This is a genomic window from Streptomyces sp. NPDC050164 (genome assembly GCF_044459945.1).
GTDB classification, from domain to species: domain Bacteria; phylum Actinomycetota; class Actinomycetes; order Streptomycetales; family Streptomycetaceae; genus Streptomyces; species Streptomyces coeruleorubidus_A.
On record NZ_JBITJK010000007.1, the window covers coordinates 99,640 to 122,243 of the forward strand.

At 71.9% G+C, this 22,604-nt stretch carries 13 protein-coding genes and 4 pseudogenes; 7 read left to right on the forward strand and 10 right to left on the reverse strand.

The genetic code is table 11. The features are described 5' to 3' along the window. Positions 1-186: 186 nt before the first annotated feature. Together ACIBNA_RS13705 and ACIBNA_RS13710 are read left to right on the forward strand one after the other, a co-directional pair. Positions 187-2,364 carry an FG-GAP repeat domain-containing protein gene (locus ACIBNA_RS13705; protein ID WP_399165397.1) on the forward strand — a complete coding sequence of 726 codons (2,178 nt, stop codon included), beginning with the start codon at positions 187-189 and terminating at the stop codon, positions 2,362-2,364. A gap of 936 nt (positions 2,365-3,300) precedes the next feature. Further along, positions 3,301-3,435 (forward strand): annotated as a pseudogene (locus tag ACIBNA_RS13710) (IS5/IS1182 family transposase); the annotation flags it as partial. A 19-nt stretch (positions 3,436-3,454) separates the two neighbouring features. Here the strand turns inward: ACIBNA_RS13710 and ACIBNA_RS13715 are convergent. From ACIBNA_RS13715 to ACIBNA_RS13730, 4 genes are all read right to left on the reverse strand, one after another. Further along, positions 3,455-4,516, reverse strand: coding sequence for a PucR family transcriptional regulator (locus ACIBNA_RS13715; protein ID WP_399165398.1), 1,062 nt, complete (start codon positions 4,514-4,516; stop codon positions 3,455-3,457). A gap of 172 nt (positions 4,517-4,688) precedes the next feature. After that, positions 4,689-5,132 carry a hypothetical protein gene (locus tag ACIBNA_RS13720; protein ID WP_399165399.1) on the reverse strand — a complete coding sequence of 148 codons (444 nt, stop codon included), beginning with the start codon at positions 5,130-5,132 and terminating at the stop codon, positions 4,689-4,691. Positions 5,133-5,350: 218 nt separating this feature from the next. Then, positions 5,351-6,880 carry an SPFH domain-containing protein gene (locus ACIBNA_RS13725; protein ID WP_399165400.1) on the reverse strand — a complete coding sequence of 510 codons (1,530 nt, stop codon included), beginning with the start codon at positions 6,878-6,880 and terminating at the stop codon, positions 5,351-5,353. A gap of 106 nt (positions 6,881-6,986) precedes the next feature. Beyond that, a complete protein-coding gene (locus ACIBNA_RS13730; RefSeq protein ID WP_399165401.1) occupies positions 6,987-7,502 on the reverse strand; it encodes a hypothetical protein in 516 nt (171 codons plus the stop codon). Between the two features lie 360 nt (positions 7,503-7,862). Here ACIBNA_RS13730 and ACIBNA_RS13735 point away from each other — a divergent pair, with 360 nt between their 5' ends. After that, entirely contained in the window at positions 7,863-9,806 is a 1,944-nt protein-coding gene (locus ACIBNA_RS13735; protein WP_399165402.1) for an NAD-binding protein, read from the forward strand. A gap of 48 nt (positions 9,807-9,854) precedes the next feature. On the opposite strand, the pseudogene ACIBNA_RS13740 reads toward ACIBNA_RS13735, so the two are convergent. After that, positions 9,855-10,147 (reverse strand): annotated as a pseudogene (locus tag ACIBNA_RS13740) (Na+/H+ antiporter NhaA); the annotation flags it as partial. Positions 10,148-10,505: 358 nt separating this feature from the next. Between ACIBNA_RS13740 and ACIBNA_RS13745 the strand changes: the two are divergent. Next, the gene (locus ACIBNA_RS13745) at positions 10,506-11,039 is read left to right on the forward strand and encodes a TerD family protein (protein WP_399165403.1); all 534 of its coding nucleotides are present in this window, start codon (positions 10,506-10,508) and stop codon (positions 11,037-11,039) included. Between the two features lie 671 nt (positions 11,040-11,710). On the opposite strand, the gene ACIBNA_RS13750 is transcribed toward ACIBNA_RS13745, so the two are convergent. From ACIBNA_RS13750 to ACIBNA_RS13760, 3 genes and pseudogenes are all read right to left on the reverse strand, one after another. Continuing rightward, on the reverse strand, positions 11,711-12,148 hold the full coding sequence (locus tag ACIBNA_RS13750) for a MarR family winged helix-turn-helix transcriptional regulator (RefSeq protein WP_399165404.1): 438 nt from the start codon (positions 12,146-12,148) through the stop codon (positions 11,711-11,713). 172 nt (positions 12,149-12,320) lie between these two features. Continuing rightward, a pseudogene (locus ACIBNA_RS13755) lies at positions 12,321-12,701 on the reverse strand (MarR family winged helix-turn-helix transcriptional regulator); the annotation flags it as partial. A gap of 456 nt (positions 12,702-13,157) precedes the next feature. Next, positions 13,158-13,330, reverse strand: a pseudogene (locus ACIBNA_RS13760) (IS5/IS1182 family transposase); the annotation flags it as partial. A gap of 404 nt (positions 13,331-13,734) precedes the next feature. Here ACIBNA_RS13760 and ACIBNA_RS13765 point away from each other — a divergent pair. Then, on the forward strand, positions 13,735-14,706 hold the full coding sequence (locus tag ACIBNA_RS13765; RefSeq protein ID WP_399165405.1) for an ATP-binding cassette domain-containing protein: 972 nt from the start codon (positions 13,735-13,737) through the stop codon (positions 14,704-14,706). After that, the gene (locus ACIBNA_RS13770) at positions 14,703-15,494 is read left to right on the forward strand and encodes an ABC transporter permease (protein WP_399165406.1); all 792 of its coding nucleotides are present in this window, start codon (positions 14,703-14,705) and stop codon (positions 15,492-15,494) included. Before ACIBNA_RS13765 ends, ACIBNA_RS13770 begins: the two co-directional genes overlap by 4 nt. Here the strand turns inward: ACIBNA_RS13770 and ACIBNA_RS13775 are convergent. Further along, positions 15,475-18,645, reverse strand: a complete 3,171-nt coding sequence (locus tag ACIBNA_RS13775) for an ATP-binding protein (protein ID WP_399165407.1) — start codon at positions 18,643-18,645, stop codon at positions 15,475-15,477. The two genes, ACIBNA_RS13770 and ACIBNA_RS13775, sit on opposite strands and share 20 nt — an antisense overlap. Before the next feature lie 567 nt (positions 18,646-19,212). Between ACIBNA_RS13775 and ACIBNA_RS13780 the strand changes: the two genes are divergently transcribed. Then, entirely contained in the window at positions 19,213-20,574 is a 1,362-nt protein-coding gene (locus ACIBNA_RS13780) for an MFS transporter (protein WP_399165408.1), read from the forward strand. Positions 20,575-20,633: 59 nt separating this feature from the next. Here the strand turns inward: ACIBNA_RS13780 and ACIBNA_RS13785 are convergent, their stop codons facing one another. Continuing rightward, entirely contained in the window at positions 20,634-22,574 is a 1,941-nt protein-coding gene (locus tag ACIBNA_RS13785) for a helix-turn-helix domain-containing protein (RefSeq protein ID WP_399165409.1), read from the reverse strand. Positions 22,575-22,604: the final 30 nt, after the last annotated feature.

The window sequence follows — 22,604 nt, forward strand, 5'->3', positions numbered from 1 at the left end:
ACCGCGAGCCGCGCCGGGGCGTCGAACTTCACGGCGGCACCAGGCACGCCGGCCGAACCCCTCCGGGTACGGGGAGGGAATTCCCCCACCCGGGACGATCTTGGTTGATATACGCTGCGTCCGACTTGTTCGAACAGTTCGGCGAATCCGTGCCAACCGATTCGTCCTGCCCGGGGGGGCATTCCCATGACTTCGCAGTCCCGCGCGGTGCTCGGCATCGCGCTCACTCCCGTCTTCGCTCTGGCGGCCGCCGACCCGGCCGCCGCCCACACCACCGCCACGGCCACTCGCACCGCCCCGGCTACCGCCGCCACGGCCACCGCCACGGCCGCCGACACCGCTGTGGCCACCGTCGAGACGCGTGCGCCGGGCTCGTGGGGCACCCGCGCCCTCCACGCCCCGGCCCCCCACCCCGGTACCGCCTCGGGCGGGCTGAACGCCCTGGTGTCGGCAGGGGACGGCGCCCTCGTCTCCCTCACCGGCGACGGGCGTTCCACCCGGATCCGGCCCGCCGGCAGCACCCGCTGGCTCGCCCCGCAGGCCTGGCCGGACGGCGGCGGATACAGCACCGAGTTGTTCTCGCTAGGCGACGGCTCGGTGCGCCTGGCCTGGCGGGCCAAGCGCGCCGACGACCACGGCAACCACTGGCTGAAGGTCGCCACCCTCACCCCCGGCGCGACCGCCTTCTCCGAGCCCGAATACGTCGCCGCGGTCCCCGAGAAGGGCAACCACCACCTGGCGGCGGCCCCCGACGGCCGGTTGGTCGCCGTGTGGTCGGTCTCCGGTGTCGTGAAGGCCGCCGAGAAGACCGGCCCGCAGGCCGCGTGGACCGCTCCGGCCGACCTCAACGAGCAGCCGCCGTCCGGCAGCCGCGACATCGCCAACATGGACATCGCGGTCGCCGAGGACGGCACCGCCCTGCTGGTGTGGCAGTGGCAGGCGAGCAAGGCCGTCGTCGCCCTGGAGAAGGCCCCCGGCGCGTCCGCCTGGACCGCGGTCCAGGGCTTCCCGGTCCCGGACAAGGATCTCGCGCGCCCGAAGGTGTTCGCCGATCCGCAGGGCGGCTTCGACGTCTTCTACGACGACCTCCCGGACCTCATGCACTCCCGCCGGCCCGCCGGCGCCACGCAGTGGAGCACCCCGCAGTCCGCCGACAGCCATGGCAGCACGTACAGGATGACGGCGCCCGTCTACCTGCCCAACGGCGACCTCTTCGTGGCCGGTGGGCCCACCACCCCCTGGTACGCGGTGCGTTCGGCGGCCACCGGCCTCTGGCTGCCGTACTCGCAGCGCTTCTCCACCCACCAGAAGGTGCGTCATGTCGCCGCGGCCGCCACCTCGGGCGGCACGGTCACGGTGACGTGGCGGGAGGGCTACTCGTACGAGGAGTACACGATGGCCGCCGTCTTCAAGGGCGGCACCTGGTCCACCCCGCGGCGGCTGAGCGCGAAGAGCGCCCAGTTCACCGGGGCGCCGCAGGTGGCCGCCGACGCGCTCGGCCGACCCGTCGTGCTGTGGGACGAGTACCTGCGGAGCGAGACGAACAGCACCGTCCTGGACGGCGTGTACCAGGCCACCACCACCGGCCGCGCGCTGCCCAAGTGGCGTGACCACACGGACGACGGCAAGGCCGACCTGTTCGGCCGGGGCAGCGCCGGGCTCAAGGTGTACGCGGGTGACGCGACGAAGCTGACCGCGGGACAGCGCGCGAGCGGCTGGCCGACGGGCACGCTCGTACTGCCCTTCGGCGACCTCGACGGCGACCGCTGCAACGACGTCTTCGTCCGCTCCCCGAAGGGCGAGGCCCGAGTCCACCCGACGATCTGCGGCGGCGGGCTGCCCGACCAGCAGTCGCTCTCCACGAAGGTCTCCTCGGACTGGAGCGCGTACAACGCCGTCCTCTCGCCCGGCGACATGACAGGCGACGGCAGGGCCGACCTGGTGACCAGGTCCGCCTCGACCGGGAAGCTGTACGTGTACGCGAACAACGGCGCGGGCGGCTTCAAGGCCCGAGCGCTCGCCGGGTCCGGCTTCGGCGGCTACAAGAGGCTGATCGCCGCGGGAGACCTCGACGGCGACGGCAAGAACGACCTACTGGCCGTCGACGCCTCGAACGAGCTGTGGCGGTTCAACGGGACCGGCGCCGGCACCTTCAAGCCGCGGTCGCTGGTCTTCAAAGACTGGGGCACCTCCTACAAGGACGTGGTCGGCGGACTCGACCTGTCCGGCGACGGCCGGGCCGACCTGATCTCACTCGACAAGGACGGCCGAGCCTGGCTGAACCGGGGCAACGGCAAGGGCGGTTTCGACAGCCGGTCCCAGGTCGGCAAGACCACGAACTGGTCGGACATCCGCATCTCCTGACGGCACGGATCCGGGGGCCGTCCGAGGCCGTGAGGCCCCCGGAGGCGGGTCCGTCTCTGATTCCGCTTCCGGGGCGCGGCCGGGCCGCCGGCCACCGCGCCCGGAAGGCGGACGCTGCCCGCCTCACCTCCCGCGCGGCATCCCATTACTGAAGGTCCTCTCCAACAAGTGGGCCGACTGCCGCTGACCAGCCCACAGTCCCTCCGTCATGACCGGGGCGACGCCCCTTGGGACGTAGGGCCTGTCGTTTGGATCACGCCGCAGACGCGGGGGCTGGCACGCGAAGTGCGGCGACCGGGCCACTGTGGGCATGGCCGTGGTGCTGGTCTGCGCCGCAGGTCGGTGCCATCTCGTGGCCCGTGAGCAGGCTACGGACGGTGACGCGGGTGCGGGCCTCCGGGGCTCCAGGGCAGATGGTCGGCGATGGTCCTGACGGTGTGCTGGGTCATCTGCGGTCTGGCGTACGGTGTGCCGGCCGGGGGTGAGCGCGGGCTGTCCGGGGCCGCGCTCGTGGTCATTCCGGCGGCCCCGGCCGTCTTCACCGGCGTCAGACCAGGGCGGGGGCGCTGACATGCTCCGTACCGGCCGCGCCTTCCACCTGTCTCCGCGTGAGCTACGTCCTACGACTTGGGAAGCGATGGGAGTGCCCCGTTGTGTGTGGGCCCGGGTCCTGGATGGCCGCCAGGCACGGCACTCGGAGGCCAGCTCCCCCCCGGGAGCATCGGAGGCGGGCCGGCCCGGAATCTCCAGCAAGGTGGACAGGTATTCGGGGCGCTCTTCGACCACGAGGTGTCCGGCCTCGGAGACCACACCGAGCTCAGCGCCGAGTGTGGCGCGCACTGCCGGGCCGAGCCGCCGCGGAGGGAGGAAGACGTCGTGCTCCCCAGTGACGACCAGGCGGGGAATTGACCGCGCCGGCAGGGTGGCAGCGCCGGGGTCCGCCGCCCGCGCGCAGGCCGTCCCGGCCGCAAAGCGTTCATATCGGGCAAGAAGAAGCAGAACACCATCAAGACCACCACGTCCAGCGACGGCCAGGGGCGGACCCTGTTCAGCGGGGTGGTCAGGCCGGGCGGAGGAAGGGGCGCCCAGGTCAGATCTCGTTGCCGGGCCAGCCGAGCAGCCGGGCGCCGATGACGGCGGTCTGCAGGGTGTAGCGGTGGACGGGGTCGGCCGGGTTGGTGTCGGTGAGCTTGTGGATGCGTTCCAGGCGGTACGTCAGTGCGCGCACGCTCAGGCGCAGGCGGCGTGCCGCCTCGGCCGCGATGCACCCGGAGTCGAAGTACGCGGTGAGGGTGTCGAGGAGGGGCTGGGCACCGCCGCGTGCGGCCTGGAGCGGGCCCAGGGCACTGCGTACGAGGTCGGCCATGGCCTGCCGGTCGCGGGTGAGGACCGGGTAGACGAGCAGGTCGGCGGAGCGCAGGACGGGCTCCTCCAGTTCCAGGCGGTCCGCCAGGTCGAGGGCGTTGAGGGCCTCCTCGTAGGAGTGGACGACCCCGCCAGCGCCGGGATGGGCGCGGCCGAGGGCGACCCGGCCTCCGCCGGTGGCCGCGTGCGCCTGCTTGGCGAAGAACGCGAGCACGTCGTCCTGGTCGCCGGGAGCGACGCAGACCAGGCGGCCGTCCTTGGTGGTGAGCAGTATGCGTCGCTCGCCGAAGCGGGCGACCAGGGCGCTCTCCACCTGCCGGGTCGCCGGGTGGGTGTCGTCGACCGGCGTGGCGCCTTGGGCGACGGCGACCGCGTGGGCGCGGGAGAGGAGCAGGCCGAAGCGTTCGGCGCGCTCGGCCAGGCGGCCCAGGTCGCTGCGGCCGTAGAGCAGGTCGTCGATGAACTCCCGCCGCGCGGCCTCTTCCTGCCTCACGGCAAGTTTCTGGGACCGTTCGTATCCTTCGGCGAAGGCGTCCACCGCCTGCTCCACGGCGGCGAGAACACGGTCGGCCCCTGCGGGCGACAGGGCGGGCGAGAGCTCGCGGGCCGCGGACAGATGCCGACGGACCAGAAGACGCAGTCCCAGACCCGCTTCCGCGGCACGTTCTCCCCGGGCGCGCAGGGACTCCAGCTCGTTCCGGGTCAGGCGGCGGCCCGTGGCACAGACGTCGGACAGGATCCCGGCATAGCCCTCCAGGTACTCGTCGGGTATGGCTGACCGCGTCACGCGTCCTCCTCGATGGTGATGTTCCGCCGGTGTTTTCCCACGCACAGCGGACCAGAGTGACAGACCTTCGGACGCGCCCGCTTCGGGCCTCACCGTGTGCCGCCCGCGCGTCGTGGCTGACCCCGGCCCGTCAGGGCAGCGAAGCAGTCGCGCTCCCGCTGGTCATCGAGGTTCACACGCTCCTGCCTCGGGGGTCGGGGTTGGCCGGGTGGTACCGCGTTGCCACGGTGCGTACGGACAGTGGGACCAGAGTTCCTTCCGCCTGATGGCGCAGCACCACCCGTGCCGGCCCCTGGCCCGGCGGGATGGCGACCGCACTGCAGGCCATCCACGCATGGGCGGCCACGGCACGCCGGATACGGCGGGAGTTGACGAGCGCGGCCACCCCGACGGCGGCGACGACGGGACCGCATCCGACACAGAACACGGCCAGTGCGCGGAGCCAGCCGATGCCGGCCTCGTCCGCGCCCGGTCCGACGGCGAGCCCGATGGCGACGGCCGTGATCCCGGTACCGAGCCGGCGCCAGGCTCGCCGACGGTGGTCGGCGACTGCGCGCGTGGTCGCGGGAAGGGCGAGAGCGGTCGTCATGCGCGTGCCGGGGTGTGTGTCAGGCATACGGGCACCGTCTCCTCACTGCGTCCCTTGGCTCGGAGGTGTCGCGCCGGGCGTGCTCGGGAGGGCTTCGGCGGAACCGCGCGAGGAGCTGGCAGCCGGTGAGAGACCGGCTGCCAGGACTGGCTTGAGGTCCGGCAGCGCCGTCTGCCGCAATGGTCCCCAGGGCCGGGGGCCCGGCGGCTCGATGCCGCGCGGGCCCTTGTGCCGGCTGCCTGCCCTCAGCCGATCTGGATCTTTCCGTTGGCCTCGGCAGCGGACGTGCCCGCGGGCTGGACGCCGCCGTTGCGCTGGGTGAGGCCCTTCAGCAACTCGGCGAGGTCGACTCCCGTGGTGGAGCTGAGGAGTTCGACGCCCTGGGCCACGTTGTCGGCGACGGTGCGGGACAGCTGGCTCGCACCGTCGGTGGAGATGACCGTCATCTTGTCCACGGCGCTCAGCGGCTCGGACGCCTTCGCGACGACCTGCGGCAGCACCTCGACGAGCATCTGCAGCACGGCCGCATCGCCGTACTGGGCGAAGGCGTCGGCCTTCTTCCGCATCGCCTCGGCCTCGGCCGCGCCCTTCGCGCCGATCGCCGCCGCGTCGGCCTCGCCCTCCAGCCGCACCGCCTCGGCGATCGCCGCACGCCGGGACCGCTCGGCCTCGCCCTGCTTGAGCCCCTCGATCGCCTGCGCCTCGGCCAGCGCGCTGCGCCGCTGCTTCTCGCCCTCACCCGTGAGCCGGGACCGCTCGGCCTCGGCCTGCGCTGCGGCGATGGCGGCCAGCCGCTCCGCCTCGGCCTGCTTCACGCGGGCCACGCGCTTGGCCTCGGCTTCCTGCTCGGCGGCGTACCGCTGGGCGTCGGCGGGCTTGCGGACCTGGGTGTCGAGCTGACGGTCGGTCAGCGCGGCCTGCCGCTCGGCCACCTTCTCCTGCTCGGCGAGAATCTCCTGCTCCCGCGCCGCCTCGGCCAGTGGACCGGCGGCGGCCGCACGGGCGGCGGCCTCGTCGGTCTCGGCCTTGATCTCGGCCTGCTTCAGGTAGAAGGTCCGCTGGGCGACCGCGATCTCCTCCTCGGCCTTCAGCCGCGCCTGCTCGGCGGCACGGCGGGCGACGGCCTCGGCGATGTCGGCCTCCTGCTTGGCACGGGCGGCCTCCGGACGGCCCAGGTCCTCCAGGTAGGAGCCCTCGGTGGTGATGTCCTGGATCTGGAAGGCGTCGAGCACCAGTCCCTGCCCCGACAGGCTCGCCTCCGCCTCCTCCGCCACCTGCCCGGCGAACGCGGCCCGGTCCCGGATGATGTCCTCCACCGACATCCGGCCGACGATGGCGCGCAGCGCGCCGGAGAGGACCTCCTGGGTGAAGCCGACGATGCCCTCCTGCTGCATCAGGAACCGCTGGGCGGCGGCGCGGATGGCGTCCTCGGTGCCGCCGACCTTGACGATGGCGACGCCCTCCAGGTTGGCCTTCACCCCCCGCAGGGTGACCGCGCCGCGCACCGCCACGGGGATGTGCCGCGAGGACAGGTCGAGGGTGAACTTCTGCTGGACGAACGGCACGACGAACACGCCGCCGCCGACCACGACCTTCTGGCCGCTGTTGTCGGTGAAGACCCGGCCGGTCTCCGGGTCGGTGGCCCTCTTGCCGCGCCGCCCGGTGACGATGAACGCCTCGCTCGGACCGGCCACCTTGTACCGGCTGACGACGACCAGCGCGATCAGCACGAGGAGTACGACGACTCCTCCCACCGCGATGGCAACTGAACTCATGGTGTTGTCCCCTCAGCCCTCCCTGAGGACGGCATTCGGTAAGGGTTGTGTGGATGAGACCGGCACGCCCGCAGGCGTGCCGGAAGGAGTGGACGGCTGCGCCGGGTCAGCGTTCGACCGGGCGTACGGACACCGCCGACTGTGACAGCGCCTGTTCGACCCAGACCTCGGCTCCCCGGGCCACCGGAACCGGGCTCTTCGCCGAGAGCTTCACCGGCTGTCCGGCCCGGTGCACGAGCACCTCGCCGTAGCCGTCGGCGGGGATCGCGGTCACGACCGAGCCGGACGCGCCGATCAGGTCGTCGTCACGCGGAACGGCGCCGGAGGAGTCACGCATAAGAGCCCGGCTGAGGCGGTAGGCGAACCAGCCGGTGAGGACACCGGCCGGCACCCCGACCACCGTTGCCCCCACCGGGCCCAACCCGGAGCTTCCCAGGACGATCGCGCCCGAGAAACCGAACATGGACAGGAACCCGGCGATCACCGGCAGCGACAGCAGCCCGTCGAGCAGGCCGTCCACGACGGAAATCCCGTCGAGCAGTCCTTCGAGTACGCCGTCAAGGACGAACGACAGGGCAAGGAGGACGACCCCCGCAATGCCGAGCCCCAGAAACCAGGCCATCCGCGCACACCGCCTCTCCTTGCCCTCCCCCGCTGGTGCACGCATCGTCACACGCGGACACCGGGCCAGACATTGCCTGCTTCCGGCAATCTTTACGCGGCTTTGATGCCGCACCTCGCACAGTCGGACGGTCGGCGGTTCCAGACACTGCCGCCGCTCTGTGACACGGCGTCAGGAACCTGTACCGTTCCCAGCGGTGTGCCGGGAAGCCTGGTCGGCGATCTTGACGGAAGAAGGCGGAGAAGCTTCGCCGAACGGGGGTCCCGACGTGGTGCTCATGACGGTCTTCAGAGTGGTCCTTGGAGTGGCAGACGCCCCTGCGCGGCTTCTCCACCGCCTGATCCGGGGGTGCCGTACAGCATGATCACGTTCCCTCAGCCCGCGCGCGGCGTGCCGCGTCCGGGACACATGATCGTATGCGGTGACGACGCGCTCGCCGAGCGGCTGGCCGCCGAGCTCGCCTCGGTGTACCGGGAGCGGGTCACTCTGGTCGTACCGCCCTCGCGTCGGCCCGGAGCCACCGGCGGAAGGGCGCGCGCCGCCGCGTTGCTCGGCCGGATACAGGCCGCCATGAACCGTACGGAGGACTCGACCGGCTCCGTCGCCACCGGCACGGCTCGCGTCGTCGAGGCCGCCGTACTCGACGAAACCGCCCTGGCCGAGGTGGGCGTGCGTGAGGCCGCCGCGCTGGCGCTCGTGTATGACGACGACGAGACCAACATCCACGCCGCACTGGCCGCCCGCCGCCTCAACCCCCGGCTGCGCCTGGTCATCCGGCTCTACAACCGCAAGCTCGGCCAGCACCTGGAGGAACTTCTCGACCAGGCTGCCGCCCTCGCCGTCCCCGGCCTGGACCCCGAGGCCCTGGACACGTCCACCACCGTCCTGTCGGACGCCGACACCGCGGCGCCCGCGCTCGCGGCCACCGCCGTGGCGGGCACCAGCAAGGTCGTCCAGGCAGACGGATTGCTGCTGCGCGCCGTGGAACGCACTCCGCCCGGCCATGGCCGGGTCGCCGATCCCGGTCTGTGCACCCTCGCCGTGCTGTCGTCGACCACCAACGACCCCGCCGGAGCGGAAGGTTCGGATGCCAGCGGCCGGGAGGCGCCGATTCTGCTCCCGGACGACGACACGGTCGCGGGCGCCACCGGGCGCGGCATGGTGGTCCTCGAAACTGTCACGCATACGGCTTCCGGTTCCGCACCGCGACGGCTGGCGGGGCGCGGACTGCCGCTCGGCTCCCTGTTCTCGCGCCGGCTGCGCTGGTCACTGGCCGGGCTGGTGGGCTGTGTCCTGGGCGTGGCCGTCGCGACCTGGCTGACCACCGGCGACCACCCGCTGCACGCCGCCTACCTCACCCTGCTCGACCTCTTCGCGATCGGCGACCCGGCGCTCGACGGGCCCACCGCACGTCAGGTGCTCCAACTCCTCGCCGGACTGGCCGGCCTGCTGCTCATGCCCGTCCTGCTCGCGGCCGCCCTGGAGGCGCTCGGCACGTTCCGCACCGCCTCCGCGCTGCGCCGGCCACCCCGCGGCCTGTCCGGCCACGTCGTCCTGCTCGGCCTCGGCAAGGTCGGCACCCGGGTTCTGGCCCGGCTCCGAGAACTCGACATCCCCGTGGTGTGCGTCGAAGAGGACCCGGAAGCGCGGGGCATCCCGCTCGCCCGCCGCCTGCGCGTCCCCACCGTCCTCGGGGACGCCACGCAGGAGGGTGTGCTGGAGGCCGCCAAGATCGACCGCGCACACGCCCTGCTGGCCCTCACCAGCCACGACACGACGAACCTGGAAGCCGCCCTGTACGCACGCTCCGTCAAACCGGACCTGCGGGTGGCCCTGCGGCTGTACGACGACGCCTTCGCCACCGCCGTCTACCGAACCCTGCGCACCGCCCACCCGCGCGCCCTCACCCGCAGCCGCAGCGTCTCCACCCTCGCGGCCCCCGCCTTCGCCGGGGCCATGATGGGCCGCCAGGTCCTCGGGGCCATTCCCGTCGAACGCCGCGTGCTGCTCTTCGCCGCCCTCGATGTCGCCGGGCACCCGCAGTTGGCGGGGCGCACCATCGCCGAGTCGTTCCACCCCGGGAAGTGGCGCGTTCTGGCGCTGGACACGGCAGAACCGGGCGAGCGGCTGCCCGACCTCGCCGCCACACCGGCGCACCACGGCGCCGACCGTCCCGGCGGACTCGTATGGGACCTGCACCCCGGCTATGTCCTTCGGCCCGAAGACCGCGTGGTACTCGCCGCGACGCGCCAGGGACTGGCCGAACTCCTCGGCCGGCAGTCACAGATGGGGGCGAACCACTGACGCCTAGCGGGGCAGCGACCGTTGCGGTGCGCTGGGCTGTTCCCACCGTCCGATCAGCAGGGAGACGGCGAAGCCGATGCCGGCCAGCATGGCCACGGCGAACACGTCGGCCCAGGCGAGGACCGGGTTGAGGCGGGCCCGGGTGCAGCGGACGGCGAGATAGGAGCCGCCGAAGACGCCCAGAACCTTGCCGGCGGCCAGGCCGAGTGCCACGCCCAGCGGCTCGGGTTCACTGACCACAGTCCCGAGCGTGTCGCCGGAGACGCTGACGCCGGCCGAGAACAGCGCGAACAGGAGGGACGGCCACTCCCGGCGGAGACCGGGCGGACCAGGTGCTCGAGCGCGAAGGCGATGTCGGTGGCCATGGGGACGGCCCAGCCGTTCCGGTCTGCCGGGGCGCGGAGGGCCGAAGGGCGGAGGATGCGTGGTCTCGCAGGCTGACTGGCGAGCCGGAGCTTCTACTGTCCACAGCATATGAGCAGGCCCAGCTCCTGAACCGGGCATCTGAAAGCGACCCCGCCCTGAGCGAGCACCACCGCTCGACCGCGTCAGCGACAGGCTGCCTGCGCTGCGCGTGTCACCGAGGCGGCCTGGTGAAAGAGCCAGGCCGTGCAAGGCTTCAACAGGTTGGCTGAGGGCCATACTTGACCATGCGGGAGACCATCCCGTGTGGCTTGACATAGGAGAGGCAGCAACCCGGTGAGCAGCGAAAGCCAGGGAGTGGGGAAGGCCGAGGTACGGATCAAGTGGGACCCGAGTCCCTGGAACCAGCCACCTCACCATCTCGACATCATCGCCACGACCTACTCGGCGGACGCCCCCTACGGGCCGCCTGTGTACGTCGTCCACTTCGACAGCCGCTCACCGGACGGCACCATCAACATGAGCCGGCACAGCCAGACCGGTCAGGGCTTCGGCTACGTCGAGGTGATGACCCTGGAGCTCGATCGCCTCGCGTCCTCCTTCGCACGGGTCGTCGTGGGCGTGGCGATCCACCAGAACACCGGCCCCAAAATCTTCGGTGACATATCCAACGCCGGAGTCCTGGTGGTCGAGGGGTACAAGGAGCTACTGAAAGACGACTTCGCGCAGGTCTCCGGATCCACCGCGGCGACAGTCGCAGAGTTCACCCGGAATACCTCGGGAGCCTGGAAGTTTCACGAGATGGTCCGCGGATTCGACAGCGACCCCGTGGTCTTCACCGCGGAGATGGGCAGCGCCCCACAGCCCTGACCGGGGAACAGCGCGGAGATGTACGGCCGACCGCGGTTGCTCCGAAGTCGTCCCCATCTCGGCCCCGGCGCCGGTCGGCCGACTCCGGCGGCTGGTCGTGGCACGTGGCGTAGTGCGTCAGGAGGACCTCGATGCTGTTGGCCTCGGGGGTGCCGCCATCGGCCGTCCAGATTCTCCGCGCTGCTGCGCCAGCTGCGCGGAGGGAAACCGTACCGCCGCGATCCTCCAGGCCGAGGGCCGGTCCCGGGCCATCGACGAGGTGTTCCACCGGCCGTGAGTGCGGCAGTTGATCACTGCGGATCGGCCCGGGGATGTCGGCGAGCGCCGGTTGCCGCTCCTGCAGCACGGCGAGGAAGGCCGGCGATGTCCGCCTCAGCTGTGGTCCTCCACGTGCTGATACTGCTCGCCGTCCGGCACGGCACCAAGTCGAACGGCTCACCCGATCCCGATGGCGATGATCGCCCGCGCATCAGGCGAGGACCACGGCCACTGCCTCGACAACCTGCGTATCCGTGTCCGCCTCACCGAGCCGGAACGGATGAGCGCACCCGGACTGATCCTTCCCGCCTCCCCTCCACCGAGTGAGCCGCGCCGATCTGTCAGCACTCCGACGAGGAGCGCCAGCAGGGAGTTGCCGCCGCGCCCGACGCCACCGTTCGCCCGCGCGGAACTCACTCGTTCGCATCGCGGAGCGTGCGCAGGATGCGCTCCAGGTGGCGGCGGTCCTCGGATGAGAGCGTTCCGGTGACGTGGCTACGGAGATGGCGGACGTGGGCGGTCAGGGCGCGGTCGAGCGCCTCGGCGCCCTTGTCGGTCAGCGCGGCGAGTGCGGCTCGTCGGTCGGCGGGGTCGGGGTCGCGGCGGATCAGCCCCTCCTTCGCCATGCGGTCGGCGAGCCGGGTGAAGCCGCCCGAGCTGAAGGACACGGCCTCCGCCAGGTCCGTCATGCGCAGCCGGTGCCCCGGCGTGCGGCCCAGTCGCAGCAGCACCTCGAACCAGGTTTCCGGGACTCCCAGATCGCGGTGTACGAGGGGCTTGAGGCGAGCGAACGCCTCCACGAACAGGCCGTAGAGCGTCACGTCGTCGTCGTTCAGCAGGTGCTCGTTCACCCCACGAGGATGACAGAAAGCCCCGAGCGGAAGAAGCTGCTGTTGCAATATCTGTACCTACAGATATATTGTCTGCGTCGGCAGATACTTTTCCCCCGCACGCCCCGACAGATGACGGAGCGGCGACGTGACTCGGTGCGGCCTGCTCGAGGGCGGTCAGCCCCTCGTCCGTCAATACGGCGAGCTGAGCCCGTCCGTCTCCCGGCGCGCCCTCACGGCGCACCCAGCCGCGCTCCTCCATACGGCTGACCGTGTAGGAGAGCCGTGTCCGGGCGATCTTCAGCTGTTCGGCGAGGTCCGTCATGCGCAGCCGTCGCTCGGGGGCCTCCGAGAGGAACACCATCACCGAGTAGCACAGGTGACTGAGGTCGGACTTGTGCCGCAGTTGCTGGTCGAGAGCGTCCTCCAGCACGAGGCTGAGGTCGCGGTAGGCGCGCCAGGCGCGCTGCTCCTCGGGGGAGAGCCAACGGGATTCCATGGATCGCACTCTAGTGAGAGCTCCTTCGAGGGCCGTCCCCCTCGACGAGCCTCCGGGGCCAGACAGCTCCGGCATTCAGGTGGTCATCCGTGTGGGGACCAACACTGACAACAGCGGTGATACCCGACCTTCCCGACCACCCGGGGTCCAATTAGCCAATAAGTCCCTGGCCGCGCCACGGTCTCAGCTCTCCGACGTCCGGGACCCGGCCTCGGAGCAGCCCATCCCTTGATTCACAAGCCGGCAGTATGCCTCCCCCTCCTGGACCGGCTTCCTGGGCCCTGCGGCCTCCGGTCCTCCCGGATCTTGGAGTCCAATGCCATCCCTGAACTGGGGTGTCCGGATCGGCACCGGTGTCGTCCGCGCGCTGGAGGGCGGCGTTGATCGCCTCGCCGATCTCGACGAACTGCCGGACGCCCGACGGCCGGGCCCAGCCCCCGCGGCACACGGAGCCGGTGTACGGCCGCGCCAGGTACCCGGGCTCCGGCCTGTTACGACTACGAAGACGCCCGCGAGCGTCTCGTAGCGATTGATCGCCGTGAGGAGCACCCGTTCGGCCAGCGGAAGCCGCCACGGTCGACTCCACCCGCAGCCTTCGCCACCACGTTCCCGGACCGCTCTCGGCAGCCGCCCCAAACTGATCAGCCCGCAACCCAGTGAATGTCTCCACCCACACCCCGCTCAGCCCTCAAGGCCGCACCCATACAAGGGACATGCCGTGGTGGCCCCTCCACGCCACTCGGAGCCGAATCTCCCGACCTGCGGAAGTGGATGGATCCTGGCTACTGCCCAGTGTTCGTCGCTCACGGTGGGAACCGACAGCACGGGCCGTCTCGGACAAACGAGTTGCGACGCACCTCGATTGAGCAGCGTGCTCCTCATGCTTCCGCTAGGGCGATCGCGGGAGCGGAAAGGCGGAAAGGCTCACCCGCCCCGGCACACGGTGAGCCCGCCTACCGGTAGCCCTGCGCCACTGCTCGTCCCGTCCGCACAGGTCAGACACAGCTTAGGGCCGACGCGCCACAGTTACCCGAGGCAGCCCCCGGTTTCAGGGCGTTGAAAGCACCCTGAAACCGCGCTGAATGCGCCCTGCCGCAACCTCTGCGGCATGACGACAACGACATCGCCCTCACTCGCCATCGCGGCCAAGGGGCTGCGCAAGGCCTACGGGGACAAGACGGTGCTCGACGGTATCGATCTCGCTGTGCCCGCCGGCACCGTGTTCTCCCTGCTCGGACCGAACGGCGCCGGCAAGACCACCGCCGTCAAGATCCTCTCCACTCTCATCACGGCCGACGCCGGCAGCCTGCACGTCGGCGGCCACGACCTGGCCGCCGCCCCGCAGGCCGTGCGGGCCGCGATCGGCGTCACGGGGCAGTTCTCCGCCGTGGACGGGCTGATCACCGGCGAGGAGAACATGCTCCTCATGGCGGACCTGCACCACCTCTCCCGCAGCGAGGGCCGCCGTACCGCCGCCGAACTCCTTGAGCGCTTCGACTTGGTGGAGGCCGCGAAGAAGCCCGTCTCCACCTACTCCGGCGGCATGAAGCGCCGCCTCGACCTCGCCATGACCCTGGTCGGCAACCCGCGGATCATCTTCCTCGACGAGCCGACCACCGGCCTCGACCCGCGCAGCCGCCACAACATGTGGCAGATCATCCGCGAGCTCGTCTCCGACGGGGTGACCGTCTTCCTCACCACCCAGTATCTGGAGGAGGCCGACGAACTCGCCGACCGCATCGCGGTGCTCAACGACGGCAGGATCGCCGCCCAGGGCACCGCCGAGGAGCTGAAGCGGCTCATCCCGGGCGGACATGTCCGGCTGCGCTTCACTGACCCGGCCGCGTACCAGTCCGCCGCCGTCGCCCTGCGCGAGGCCACCAGGGACGACGAGGCTCTGGCGCTGCAGATCCCCAGCGACGGCAGTCAGCGCGAGCTGCGTTCCATCCTCGACTGGCTGGACTCGGCCGGCGTCGAGGCGGATGAGCTGACCGTGCACACCCCCGATCTCGACGACGTGTTCTTCGCCCTGACCGGCGGCGCCGGCATCCCCGACCAGTCCAAGGAGACCGTCCGATGAGTGCCCTCTCCCTCGCCGTCCGCGACTCGAACACGATGCTGCGCCGCAACCTGCTGCACGCGCTGCGCTACCCGTCCATGACCCTGAACCTGCTGCTCACGCCGATCATGCTGCTGCTGCTCTTCGTCTACGTCTTCGGAGGCGTGATGAGCGCGGGCATCGGGGGCGGCGGCGCGGACCGCTCCGATTACATCGCCTATCTCGTCCCGGGTCTGTTGATGATGACCATCGGCTCCACCGTGATCGGGGCCGCGATCTCCGTCTCCATGGACATGACCGAGGGCCTCATCGCCCGCTTCCGCACGATGGCGGTCTACCGCGGGTCCGTGCTCGTCGGGCACGTCGTCGGCAGCGTGCTGCAGGTGCTCGCCAGCCTGGTCCTCGTCGGTGCCATCGCCGTGGCCATCGGCTTCCGGTCCACGGACGCCACGGCCCTGGAGTGGCTGGCGGCCTTCGGACTGGTCGCGCTGTTCACCCTGGCGCTCACCTGGATCGCGGTCGGGATGGGCATGGCCAGCCCGAACCCCGAGGCGGCCGGCAACATGGCAACGCCGCTGATCCTCCTCCCGCTCATCTCCAGCGCCTTCGTCCCCATCGACGCGATCCCGGGCTGGTTCCAGCCGATCGCCGAGTACCAGCCGTTCACACCCGCCATCGAGACCCTGCGCGGCCTGCTGCTCGGCACCGAGATCGGCAACAACGGATGGATCGCGATCGCCTGGTGCGTCGGCCTGACCGCACTCGGCTACCGCTGGTCGACGGCGTTGTTCAACCGCGACCCGAAGTAACCGCCATGACAGCGCGGGCCGCCTCCCGCAGCTCGTCCCGCCCCAGGGCGGCGTACTCCGACACGGCGTCGGCGTACGCCGTCCTGTCGGCCTCCTCGGCCGCCCTCCGGGCGCGGTCCGCCGACATCGTCGGCTGGAACTCGCGCAGCACCCGCAGCCGTTCTGCCAGCGCGATCATCCGCACGGCACGGGCGTCGCCGGAGGCGAGCCCCGCCATGCCGAGCGCGTGGAGCACCGTCCCGAACAGATGGAGATCCATGGGTGAGCCGGACGGACCGGAAAGCAGGGTCCGCAGCCCCAGCCGCAGCCGGTGGACCGGCTCCGCGACCAGCTCCAGGCGGCCGGCGTGCGCATGCGCCGTCACCGCCACCGACTGGATCTGCAGGGCCCACCGGTCGAGGAAGGGGTCGCCGCTGTGCATCGAGCCGAACTCGGCCACCTGCTCCGCGGCGCTGCGCCACAAGCCGAGTCCGACCTCGGTCAGTCCGCGGGCGAGCGCGATCTCGGCACGGCCGCCGAGGTCGGAGAAGTCGTCGTCCTGCCGGGTGTTGTCGCCCTCCGCCTGCCGCAGCCAGTACTCGGCCTCATCGGGGTCGCCGCGCTGCAGGCAGGCGAGGGCGAGGCCCCAGCGGACGCCGATGAAGTCGTGCTCGCCGCCGAGCCGCGGCAGCGCCTCGAGCACCGCCCTGAGGTACCCGTACGCGGCCTCGCCCTGCTCCGTCTTCAAGCACAGCTCGCCCAGCCGGGCATAGCCCATGACCCGCAGGAACGGGTTGTCCACCGGTGCCAGTGCGGTGATGATCCGGCGCGCCGAGGCGAGCGCGCGGTCGATGTCGTGCTCGTACTCCCAGACGTAGGTGGCGACGCACTCGGCGACGCCGGCGAGCAGCGGCTGCTCGCTGTCGCAGAGCTTGCGCAGCACTTCGTAGTCGGGAGGCAGCATCTCGGGAACGGCGCTCAGCACTGCCGCGACGGCCCGCAGCAGCGTGTCCGGCGGGGCCGGGGGCAGGCGCCGGAGGGTGACGAGCTGGCGTACGACGTGCGGGCCGTAGCCCATGAACAGGCTCGCCGTGCACAACACCGCGGCGGCGCGGGCGACTTCGACGTATTCGGGCTCGGGGCGGTAGCGCGACAGCGGTGGGCCGGTGTCCGCGGCGAGGGCGGTGAGGCGGGGGTAGTCGGAGCCGGTGGACCACAGGGCGGCGAGGACGGCGGTGAGGGCGGCGGTGGTGGGGCCGTCCGTACGGGCCAGGGCGTGCCGCAGGGCCGGCACGAGGTTGTCCTGCTCGGCCCTGACCCGCTCCCGGGCGGCAAGGGGACCTTCCCTGCCCGAGCGGAGCCGAGAGCTCGGGGAAGGTTCCGAGCCGAAGATCCAGTCGTGGTACGCGACCCCGAAGTCCCGCGCCCAGGCGAGGAACCGGCCGATGGCCTCCTCGTCCTCGCCCGCCTCCGCGCGCCGTGACGCGCTGAACTCCCGTACGGTCTCCAGCATCCGGAACCGCACGCCGGCCGGGGTGTCGGCGACGGTGAGCAGCGACTGGTCGGCCAACTGCTCCAGCAGGAACAGCGCGTCCTCGCCCAGCACCTGCTCCGCCGTCTCGGCGGAGAAGCCGCCGGGAAAGACGGACAGTGTGCGCAGCGCCGCCCTGGCGTCCTCGTCGAGCAGGTTCCAGCTCCAGTCCACGACCGCGTGCAGCGTGCGGTGGCGCTCCGGCACGTCCCGCGCCCCGCCACGCAGCAGCGCGAACCGGTCGCCGAGGCGGCGGGCGATCTCCGGCACCGAAAGGACCCGCACCCGGGCCGCGGCCAGCTCGACGGCGAGCGGCAGTCCGTCGAGCTGGCGGCAGAGCCCGGCCACCGCGTCCGGTGGCAGTTCCACTCCGGGACGGGCGGCCCGGGCCCGTTGGGTGAACAGTTCGACCGAGGTGCCGAGACCGAGCTCCGGAAGCGCGTACACCGCCTCCGAGGTGAGGCCCAGCGGGGCCCGGCTGGTGGCGAGCACCCGCAGGTCCTTGCAGGACGAGACCAGGGCCTGTACGAGGTCGGCGGCGCCCCGGATGACCTGCTCGCAGTTGTCGAGGACCAGCAGAGCGGGCCCGGAGCCGAGCACGCCGAGGATGCCGGACACCGGGTCGGCCGAGGCGTGGCCGCTCAGGGCGCCGGCCCGCCCCTCGCCCGCGCCGAGCGCGGAGGCCACCTCCGCGGCCACGTCCTCGTCCGCCGTGACGCCGGCGAGCGGCACGAAGTACACCACGCGCTGCTCGGCCCGGCGGCTGACAGCGTGCGCGAGCCGGGTCTTGCCGAGGCCACCGGGACCGACGACGGTGACGGCGCGGGAGGCGCTCAGCAGCCGCCGCACCGCCGCGATGTCCTCGTCCCGCCCGAGAAGCGGGTTCGGCTCGTGCGGCACACCGTGCCGGACCACAGGTGCCTCGCCGCGCAGCAGCTCCCGCTGTACGGCCTTGAGCGTGGCGCCCGGATCCGTGCCGAGCTCGTCGCGGAGCTCACGGCGGTACGCCTCGTACCGCGTCAGCGCGGCGGACGGGCCCGCCGTCGCCGCCTCGACCCGCAGCAGCTCGACGAGCACCTCCTCGTCGCGCGGATGCTCCGAGGCGGCCACGGCCAGCGGCCCGGCCGCCTCCGCGCGCCGTCCGAGGCGGGCGAGCGCGAGCGCCCGCGCGCGAACGAGAGCGCCGCGGACGGGAGCGCGCTCGGCGCGCAGCGCGGCCACAGGGTCGTCGGTGTCGTACGCCTCGTCAGGGGTGCCCTCCCACAGCGCGAGCCCGGCCTCGGCCTCGGCCAGCGATCCCGCGTGGTCCCCGGCCCTGGCCCGGTCCGCGCTCGCGGCGGCGTGCAGCAGCAGGGCGGAGCTGTCGACCTGGTCCTCGGCGAAGGTGAGCCGGTATCCGGTCGGTGTGCCGGCGATGACGTCCGCGCCCAACTGCGCCCGCGCCCTGGACACCAGGACCTGCACCGCCTTCGCCGGCCGCTCCGGCAACTCGTCCGGCCACAGCCCCGCCACAAGGCGCTCGGTGCTGCAGCCCGTGCGTAAGTCGCCGGCGAGCAGCGCGAGGAGGCCGCGGAGCCGGGGCGCGGTGATCTCCTGTCCGCGATGGGCGACACGCGGCAGGAGGGTCAAGTCGGTGGTCACGCGTGCAGATTAGCCAAGTCGCCCACCACCACGAGGGCGCACAGGGATCACACCCATCCACAGCCTCAGCCCAAAGAGCGACGTCCCGGTCCAGGCCCGACGCTCCCTTCCCGCCATCCTCCTACCAATCGGCTTCCCAGGCTCTCGGCCAGTCCGCCGAATCCGGCCCCCATCAACAAGCACACTCACGGAAAGCAGCTCACGGTCAGGGCGCCTGAGCTGTCGCCGACTCCGGCACGCGCGGCCGGGGTGTCGCGCCACGCAACCGCGCAGACGGTGATCGCTCGCGGGCGCCGCACCATGCACAGGCCCACCATTCCGTTCTCATCCTCATGTTTCCAGGTCTCAGCTTCATGCAGGACCAGGCAGTCAGCACCAAACCGGCACGGGAGTCAGCACGCCATCGCTAAATCATCCCGAGACGCAACACGGACACTGTCCGATCTGCCACCGAGCGAGCCCTCTAAACGGCCCGCGAAACCCTGCATAGGGGCGGCACGCACACACCGACCGCGAACGGTGTTCCGACACCTACCCGTCCCCACCGCACACGAGGAAGTGGCGCGCATGACCTCCGCAACACCCGCTCCCCCACCCCCCGCCAGCCTCATCGGCACCACCATCGAGTGGTACGACTTCTTCCTCTACGGCTCCGCCGCCGCGCTCGTGTTCAACAAGCTGTTCTTCCCGGACTCCGACCCGCTCGTCGGCACGCTGCTGTCGTTCCTGACGTACGCGGTCGGGTTCGCCGCCCGGCCGCTGGGTGCGCTGGTGTTCGGGCACTACGGCGACCGGCTCGGGCGCAAGAAACTGCTGGTGCTGAGTCTGCTGCTGATGGGCGGGGCGACCTTCGCGATCGGACTGCTGCCGACGCACGCCACCATCGGGACGGCCGCGCCGGTCCTGCTCACCGTGCTCCGGCTGATCCAGGGGTTCGCGCTCGGCGGCGAGTGGGGCGGTGCCGTGCTGCTCGTGTCGGAGCACGGGGACGCGCGGCGGCGTGGGTTCTGGGCCTCGTGGCCGCAGACCGGCGCGCCGGCGGGGCAACTCCTCGCCACCGGTGTGCTGTCCCTGCTGACCGCCGTGCTGTCGGACGCCGCGTTCGGCAGCTGGGGGTGGCGGATCCCGTTCCTGCTCTCCGGCGTGCTGGTGATCGTCGGTTTGTGGATTCGTCTGTCTGTCGATGAATCGCCGGTCTTCAAGCAGGCGTTGGCACAGGCCGAGGCCCGCAAGGCGGACCGGGCCGCGGCTGCCGAGAAGCTCCCGCTGGTCGCCGTGCTGCGGCATCACTGGCGTGACGTCCTGGTCGCGATGGGCGCTCGCATGGCGGAGAACATCAGCTACTACGTCATCACCGCGTTCATCCTCGTCTACGCCACCACCTCGGCCGGCGTCTCCAAGCAGACCGCGCTCAACGCCGTACTGATCGCCTCGGCCGTGCACTTCGCCGCCATCCCGGCGTGGGGCGCGCTCTCCGATCGGATCGGCCGTCGTCCCGTTTATGTGGTGGGTGCTGTCGGGGTCGGGCTGTGGATGTTCCCGTTCTTCTCGCTGATCGACACCGGCGGCTTCGGCAACCTGATCCTCGCCGTCACGGTCGGGCTGGTGCTGCACGGGGCGATGTACGCGCCCCAGGCCGCGTTCTTCTCCGAGATGTTCGCGACGCGGATGCGCTACTCCGGCGCGTCCATCGGCGCCCAGTTCGCCTCGGTCGCGGCGGGCGCGCCCGCGCCGCTGATCGCCACCGCGCTGCTGTCCGACTACGGCAGCTCGACGCCGATCGCCTTGTACGTCATCGCCGCCGCCGTGCTCACGGTCGTCGCGGTGGCGGCGGCCAAGGAGACCCGTCACCGGGATCTGGCCGATGTCGCCCCTCCCGCCGACGCGGACCGGACCGCGGCACCGGCGGCGGACGCACGGACCCCCTGAGGCGTCCCGGCACCGGCCCCCGTGCGTCCGCCCCGCCTACAGGGGCCCGCCTACGGGGGTCAGTGCCGCGCCGACAACCGGTGCAGCCGCAGGGCGAGTTGGACCTCCAGGGCGCGGGCCGGGCTCTGCCAGTCGTCGCCGAGGAGGCGGCCGACGCGCTCCAGACGCTGGGCGACCGTGTTCACATGGACGTGCAGTTCGTCCTTGGTGCGGGCGGGGCTCATGCCGCAGGCGAAGTACGCGTCGAGGGTGCGCAGCAGTTCGGTGCCGCGTCGTCGGTCGTAGTCGACGACCTGGCCGATGGTGCGGTCGACGAAGCCGGGGATGTCCCGGTCTCCGGCCAGGAGCAGCCCCAGGAAGCCGAAGTCCTCGGCGGCGGCCCCGTCCCCCCAGCGGCCGAGGAGCCGCAGGGCGTCCAGGCAACGCCGGGCCTCGGCGTAGGCCGTGGCAACGGAGTCGGGGCGGGTGGCGAGGTTCTCGGCGGGTGCGGAGGCGCCGACGGTGACCGGTGCGTGGACCGCTGTGCCCAGGTGCCGGGCGGCGCGGCGGGCCAGTTCGGTGGCGGTGTCGCCTGGGCCGAGGGGCAGCAGCAGGACGGTGCCGCCGTCGCGTGCGGCGGCCAGGCCCTGCCGGGTCGCGGCGAGGTGGGACGCGGCGGCGGCGAGGCGTCTGCGGGCGTCCGCCTCCTGGTCGGCGTCGGGCGCGTCGCCCTCCGGACGCGCGGCCAGCACGACGTGGACCGTGTCGAGGTCGGCGTGGAGGCGGGTCGCGCGCTCCCGCAGCAGGCGCGGGTCGCGGTCGCGGGCGTCGAGCAGGTCGTCCAGGAGCTCGCCGCGGACGCGTTGTTCGGCCTCGGCGGCGGACCGGCGGGCGAGCAGCAGCAGGGAGGTGACCATGGCGGCACGCTCCAGGGTGCGCTGGTCGACGGGGTCGAGCCCGGGGTGGCCGTACAGCACGAGTGCGCCGAGCAGTTCTCCGCCTGCGGCGACGGCGGCGATCCAGTCGTCCTCGTGCCGCACCGCGTGGCCCTCCGCCCGGGACGCTTCCAGGGCCTCGGCCGGTGCCGCGGCGGCCTCGGCGAACTCGACCGTGCCATCGAGGACCTCGGAGACGGCGGCGGCCACGTCGTGGACCCCGCCGCCGCGCAGGACGAGCTCGGCGAGCCGGTCGTGCACGTCGGAGGCGCGCTCGATGACGCCGCTGCGGTCCTGGATGATCTCGTTGGCCCGCTCCAGGTCGGCGAGGGCCGACCGGGTCTCGGCGAGCAGGTTGGCCGTGTCGATGGCGGCCGCGGCGAGGGCGGCGAAGGAGCCCAGCAGGGCGATCTGCTCCCGCTCGAAGACCCGGGCGCGGCGGTCCGCGGCGAACAGCACGCCGATGACGTGGTGCCCGAGTGTCAGCGGCACGCCCAGGATGGCCACGAGCCCCTCGTCCCGCACGCCGGCGTCGATGGTGAGGGTGTGCTGGAACCGGTCGTCCTTGAAGTAGTCGTCGGTGACATAGGGGCGTGCGGTCTGTGCGACCAGGCCGCCGAGCCCCTCTCCCATGCCGAGCCGCAGCTGCTGGAACCGGGCCGCGACCGAGCCCTCGGTGACCCGCATGTAGGTGTCGCCTCTCGCCGGGTCGTTCAGGCTGAGGTATGCGACGTCCGTGCCCAGCAGCGACCGGGCGCGCTGCACGATCGCCTGGAGTACGGCGTCCAGGTCGCGCAGCCCGGCGAGGTCGTGGGCGGTCTCGAACAGGGCGGACAGCTCGGCCTCGCGGCGGCGCCGTCCCTCCAGCTCCGAGCACACGCGCAAGGCGAGCGGCTTGGCTCGCTGGAGCGCGGCGATCCGCTCAGCCGGGACCCCTTCGGCGCGCGCGAGCAGCACCGGCTGCTCGTAGGCGTCGGCGGACGCGCCCCGGGCCAGGAGATCGAGATACGGCGTCTCGACGTCGGCCGGTGGCGGTTCGGCGATGCCGGCGGAGCGCTCGGGTGACTGCACGTGATCGCTGGACATGCTCACAGGATCCACCATGACCGGGCCGTC

Excerpts from the sequence above, each read along its gene's own strand:
- ACIBNA_RS13765 (WP_399165405.1), top strand. The coding sequence starts at position 13,735 with ATGACGACAACGACATCGCCCTCACTCGCCATCGCGGCCAAGGGGCTG.
- ACIBNA_RS13730 (WP_399165401.1), bottom strand. The coding sequence starts at position 7,502 with ATGGCCTGGTTTCTGGGGCTCGGCATTGCGGGGGTCGTCCTCCTTGCC.
- ACIBNA_RS13770 (WP_399165406.1), top strand. The coding sequence starts at position 14,703 with ATGAGTGCCCTCTCCCTCGCCGTCCGCGACTCGAACACGATGCTGCGC.
- ACIBNA_RS13780 (WP_399165408.1), top strand. The coding sequence starts at position 19,213 with ATGACCTCCGCAACACCCGCTCCCCCACCCCCCGCCAGCCTCATCGGC.
- ACIBNA_RS13785 (WP_399165409.1), bottom strand. The coding sequence starts at position 22,574 with ATGTCCAGCGATCACGTGCAGTCACCCGAGCGCTCCGCCGGCATCGCC.
- ACIBNA_RS13720 (WP_399165399.1), bottom strand. The coding sequence starts at position 5,132 with ATGCCTGACACACACCCCGGCACGCGCATGACGACCGCTCTCGCCCTT.
- ACIBNA_RS13725 (WP_399165400.1), bottom strand. The coding sequence starts at position 6,880 with ATGAGTTCAGTTGCCATCGCGGTGGGAGGAGTCGTCGTACTCCTCGTG.
- ACIBNA_RS13705 (WP_399165397.1), top strand. The coding sequence starts at position 187 with ATGACTTCGCAGTCCCGCGCGGTGCTCGGCATCGCGCTCACTCCCGTC.
- ACIBNA_RS13735 (WP_399165402.1), top strand. The coding sequence starts at position 7,863 with ATGATCACGTTCCCTCAGCCCGCGCGCGGCGTGCCGCGTCCGGGACAC.